This window comes from Kocuria rosea subsp. polaris, from assembly GCF_001483755.1.
Classification (GTDB): Bacteria; Actinomycetota; Actinomycetes; order Actinomycetales; family Micrococcaceae; genus Kocuria; species Kocuria cellulosilytica.
The window spans coordinates 1-2,020 of record NZ_LQBK01000031.1 but is presented as its reverse complement, the minus strand read 5'-3'; the positions used below and the strand labels follow the sequence as shown (position 1 = coordinate 2,020).

The 2,020-nt window shown below is 66.4% G+C and carries 3 protein-coding genes; 1 reads left to right on the top strand and 2 read right to left on the bottom strand.

Annotated features, from left to right (window positions below; genetic code table 11):
• Positions 1 to 295, top strand: a 295-nt coding sequence (locus AVL61_RS12180) for a nitrite reductase (NAD(P)H) small subunit (protein ID WP_157571414.1), incomplete at its 5' end; no start/stop codon positions are given.
• Between the two features lie 193 nt (positions 296 to 488).
• On the opposite strand, the gene AVL61_RS12175 is transcribed toward AVL61_RS12180, so the two are convergent.
• Together AVL61_RS12175 and AVL61_RS12170 are read right to left on the bottom strand one after the other, a co-directional pair.
• Positions 489 to 1,160, bottom strand: coding sequence for a response regulator transcription factor (locus tag AVL61_RS12175; protein WP_109149353.1), 672 nt, complete (start codon positions 1,158 to 1,160; stop codon positions 489 to 491).
• Positions 1,161 to 1,805: 645 nt separating this feature from the next.
• Positions 1,806 to 2,020: DUF4193 family protein (locus AVL61_RS12170; RefSeq protein ID WP_058874599.1), on the bottom strand; the 215-nt coding region annotated here is incomplete at its 5' end.

Genomic DNA, 2,020 nt, shown 5'->3' with positions numbered 1-2,020 from the left:
AGGCCTGACCATCAAGGACGTCCACCGAAGGGGGTCAACCTCAGTGGCGCTGCTGCGCCTGTCCGCAACTGAGATCCACGCGGTGGACCAGGCCGACCCCGCCACCGGAGCGCACGTGATGGCCCGCGGCATCGTGGGTTCCCGCACCGAGGCAGCCACGATCGCCTCGCCACTGCACAAGGAGATCTACGTGCTCGAAACGGGCGAGTGCCTCACCGACGCCGGTCTGCGCCTGGGCGTCCACCCGGTGCGGGTCGAGGACGGAAACATCGTCGTTGGGCTGTCCGCGGCATAGTCCGGTGGAGCCCATCTCCACCTATGTGTTTCCGGTCCACGGGTCGATAGGTGCAGACATGGTGGGCGGCCCGGCTGACTATAGGTCGGGGCTGCCCCGGGTTTCCTTGACTCTCTGACCTGTCTGGACATGCCGGGCAGTTTTATGAACGAAGCGGCAGACACACGGAAATGACCTGGGCACGGATATGAGGTCAATGGGTCAGCACGAGGCTGTAGCCGACGTTGCGCACCGTGATAATCAGGTGCTCGTGGTCCGCACCCAGCTTGGCACGCAGCCGCCGCACGTGCACGTCCACGGTCCGGGTGCCGCCGTAGTAGTCGTAGCCCCAGACCTCCTTCAGCAGCTGGGCGCGGGTGAGGACTTTCCCGGGGTGCTGGGCCAGGAACTTCAGCAGCTCGAATTCCTTATAGGTCAGGTTCAACGGGGCGCCGTTGACGTGGGCGGAGTAGGCGGCCTCGTCGATGACCACCGAGCCCGCACGGATCCGGGCGTCGTCGTCGGCGAGGTCCGCGGTTCGGGAGGTGGCCAGGCGCAGCCGGGCCTGCACCTCCGCGGGACCGGCGGTGTCGAGCACGACGTCGTCGACCATCCAGTTCGCCGCGACCGCGGTGATTCCCCCTATGGTGAGGACCATCAGCACCGGTGCGTTCAGCCCCTTTGTGGTGAGCAGCTGGGCAAGGTTGCGCGCGGTGATCAGGTCAGTGCGCCCGTCGAGCAGCACGACGTCCGGGGACCGGCCCTCGAGGTTGCCGGAGACGGTGCGGGTCGGGGCCACCGTCACCCGGTGGTTGAGCAGGTCGAGGGCCGGCAGCACCGATGCCGAAGGACCGTCCGCGTCGGTCAGCATCAGAATCTGAAACACTCGTGCTTCTCCACTTCCGGTACACGGCTGAAGCGTCAGGGCATCACCCTCGCCGCCAATCCGGCATCGTTCTCAGGCAGCTGCCGGGGCACTGTCCCGTCCCGGCCTAGAGGATGCGGGCCGTTCCCACAGCGGTCCTTCGTCTGCGTGGGCATCCTAGTAAGACGGCGTGAAGATGTTGTAACAGCTTCGACGGTTCGCATCCTTTGCGTGACGGGCGTCTTTGGTCTTGGGACGGGCAAGGTCGTTGAGCATCCCGACCCGGACCTGTTGCAGCCCTTGGTGCGCTCGACGGTCCGAAGGACCCCCAGGTCTACGCCAGCGTGGTGGCCGCCGGGGATGTTAACGCCCCCCGCAAAGCAGCTCGGACGCTGTGGTTGCCGAACCAGAAGCAGATCCATTTCACCGATGCGAGGGATGACCGGCGCAAGAAGCAGCTCAAGGACTTCGCCCGCCTGGACGTCGCGGTGTCCGTGTCCGTGTACGTGGCCAGGGGACTCCAGGACAAAGAGGCTCGACCGCTGCGTCGCCCCCGCTTTACATATGGCCGGTTAGCGGTTGCCTGCAGGAGCGCTGATTGCGACAGGCGATTGCGTGGGTCCATCCCTGATCTGTCGGGTTATCCGTGGGGGTGTGCGCCGCGCCTCAGCCCTCGCAGTCGGTGCAGTAGCTGGTGCCCGCGCTCGTGCGGGCGAGCTGGGAGCGGTGGCGGACCAGGAAGCAGGCCCCGCAGGTGAACTCGTCGCTCTGCTCGGGGATGACGGCCACGGTGAGTTCTTCGTGCGAGAGGTCCGCCCCGGGCAGGTCGATGCCCTCGGCGGTGTCGAAGTCCTCGGCGTCGATGACCGCGGTCTGGGTGG